2 protein-coding genes are annotated in these 2,425 nt (G+C 64.6%); both read left to right on the top strand.

Features of this window, described 5'->3' with window-relative positions; translation table 11 throughout:
- Positions 1-1,380 (top strand): NADH-ubiquinone oxidoreductase-F iron-sulfur binding region domain-containing protein (locus FSO04_RS45535; protein ID WP_154567974.1); only part of this gene is annotated, 1,380 nt, incomplete at its 5' end.
- A 14-nt stretch (positions 1,381-1,394) separates the two neighbouring features.
- Positions 1,395-2,425: 2Fe-2S iron-sulfur cluster-binding protein (locus tag FSO04_RS45530; protein WP_166618402.1), on the top strand; the 1,031-nt coding region annotated here is incomplete at its 3' end.

Genomic DNA, 2,425 nt, shown 5'->3' with positions numbered 1-2,425 from the left:
AACGTCGAAGAGAGCGACGTTGCCGCGCTGTTCGACGCCGGCTTCATCGAAGGTGGCGAGCACGCCCGCCGTGTCGGTGTGGTCGATGACATACCGTATCTGAAGAAGCAACAGCGCCTGACCTTCGCGCGCATCGGCATCACCGATCCGCTTTCCGTCGACGACTACGTCGCCCACGGCGGCCTCGAAGGTCTCAAGCAAGCCCTGCAAACCGACGGCGACGCCGCCTGTGAAGCGCTGATCGAATCCGGCCTGCGCGGCCGCGGCGGTGCAGCTTTCCCCGCCGGCATCAAATGGCGCACGGTACGCGGCGCGAAAGCGGCGCAGAAATACATCGTCTGCAATGCGGACGAAGGCGACTCCGGCACCTTCTCCGACCGTCTCGTGATGGAAAGCGACCCGTACGTGCTGATCGAAGGGATGATCATTGCGGGCGTCGTGACCGGTGCGACAGTCGGCTATATCTACGTGCGCAGCGAATATCCGCACTCGATCGCGACGCTCGAAGCCGCGATCGCCAAAGCGCGCGCCGCCGGTTGGCTGGGCGACAGCGTGCTCGGCTCGGCGGCGCATCGCTTCGAACTGTTCGTGGCGAAAGGCGCAGGCGCTTATGTCTGCGGCGAAGAAACCGCGCTGCTCGAATCGCTCGAAGGCAAACGCGGCATCGTGCGCGCGAAGCCGCCGGTGCCGGCGCTAGTCGGCCTTTACGGCCAGCCGACGGTGATCAACAACGTCATCACACTCGCGACGGTGCCGATCATCTTCGCGCGCGGTGCGGCGTTCTATAAAGACTTCGGCATGGGCCGCTCGCGCGGCACGCTGCCGTTCCAGCTCGCCGGCAATGTGAAGCAAGGCGGCCTGGTCGAGCTGGCGTTCGGCGTCACGCTGCGCGAACTGCTCTACGACTACGGCGGTGGCACGGCAAGCGGACGCCCGGCACGCGCCGTGCAGGTCGGCGGCCCGCTCGGCACGTATTTGCCGGAAAGCCAGTGGGACATCCCCATGGACTACGAAGCGTACGCGGCCGTCGGCGCGGTGGTCGGCCACGGCGGCATCGTCGTGCATGACGACACATCGAATCTCGCCGAACTCGCGCAATACGCGATGCACTTCTGCGCGCTGGAATCGTGCGGCAAATGCACGCCGTGCCGGATCGGCTCGACGCGTGGCGTCGAAGTGATCGGACGGATCCGCAACGGCGATACGTCTACACGGCAGGTGCAGTTGTTGCGCGATCTGTGCGACACGATGGTATCCGGTTCGCTCTGCGCGATGGGCGGCATGACGCCGTTCCCGGTGTTGTCCGCGCTCGACCATTTCCCCGAAGACTTCGGTCTCGACAACGTACACGACCTCGCGCCCAAAGCGGCTGCGGCCTGACCCAGGAGCCTCACATGTCCGATGTGCTCAACTCCCCTGCCGGCGCCCCGAAGGAAGTCCCTTTGGGAGGCGGCTGCGGCTCCGGAAACTGCGCGTGCAAATCGCAAGCACAAGCGCAACAACGCGCACCCCGTTCGTTCTTTGACGACACCGACTACGGCACACCGGCGCGTCATGCCGACGTCGACGTCACACTGGAAATCGACGGCCAGGCGGTGACGGTTCCGGCCGGCACTTCCGTGATGCGCGCCGCCGTCGAAGCCGGCGTCAACGTGCCCAAGCTCTGCGCGACCGATTCGCTCGAACCGTTCGGCTCGTGCCGTTTGTGCCTCGTCGAGATCGAAGGCAAGCGCGGCTACCCTGCTTCGTGCACGACGCCTGTCGAAGCCGGCATGAAGGTCCGCACGCAAACCGATCGTCTGCAATCGCTGCGCCGTAACGTGATGGAGCTGTACATCTCCGATCACCCGCTCGACTGCCTCACTTGTCCCGCCAACGGCGACTGCGAATTGCAGGACATGGCAGGTGTCACCGGCCTGCGCGAAGTACGCTACGGCTTCGATGGCGCGAACCATCTGAAGGACAAGAAGGACGAATCGAATCCGTACTTCACGTACGATCCGTCGAAGTGCATCGTCTGCAATCGCTGCGTACGCGCGTGCGAAGAAACGCAAGGCACGTTCGCGCTGACCATCGCAGGGCGTGGTTTCGAATCGCGCGTGGCGGCAAGCGAAAACAAGCCGTTCATGGAATCGGAATGCGTATCGTGCGGCGCGTGCGTCGCCGCGTGTCCGACCGCGACCTTGCAGGAAAAGACCGTCATCATGCTGGGCCAGGCCGAGCATTCGGTGGTCACGACGTGCGCGTATTGCGGCGTGGGCTGCTCGTTCAAGGCCGAGATGAAGGGCAACGAGGTCGTGCGGATGGTGCCGCACAAGAACGGCCAGGCCAACGAAGGCCACGCGTGCGTGAAGGGCCGCTTCGCCTGGGGCTACGCGACGCACAAGGACCGCATCACCAAGCCGATGATCCGCGCGAAAATCAC

The organism is Paraburkholderia madseniana (assembly GCF_009690905.1).
Lineage (GTDB): Bacteria > Pseudomonadota > Gammaproteobacteria > Burkholderiales > Burkholderiaceae > Paraburkholderia > Paraburkholderia madseniana.
Note: the sequence above shows the minus strand (reverse complement) of the source record. Positions and strands in the feature narration are given on the sequence as shown.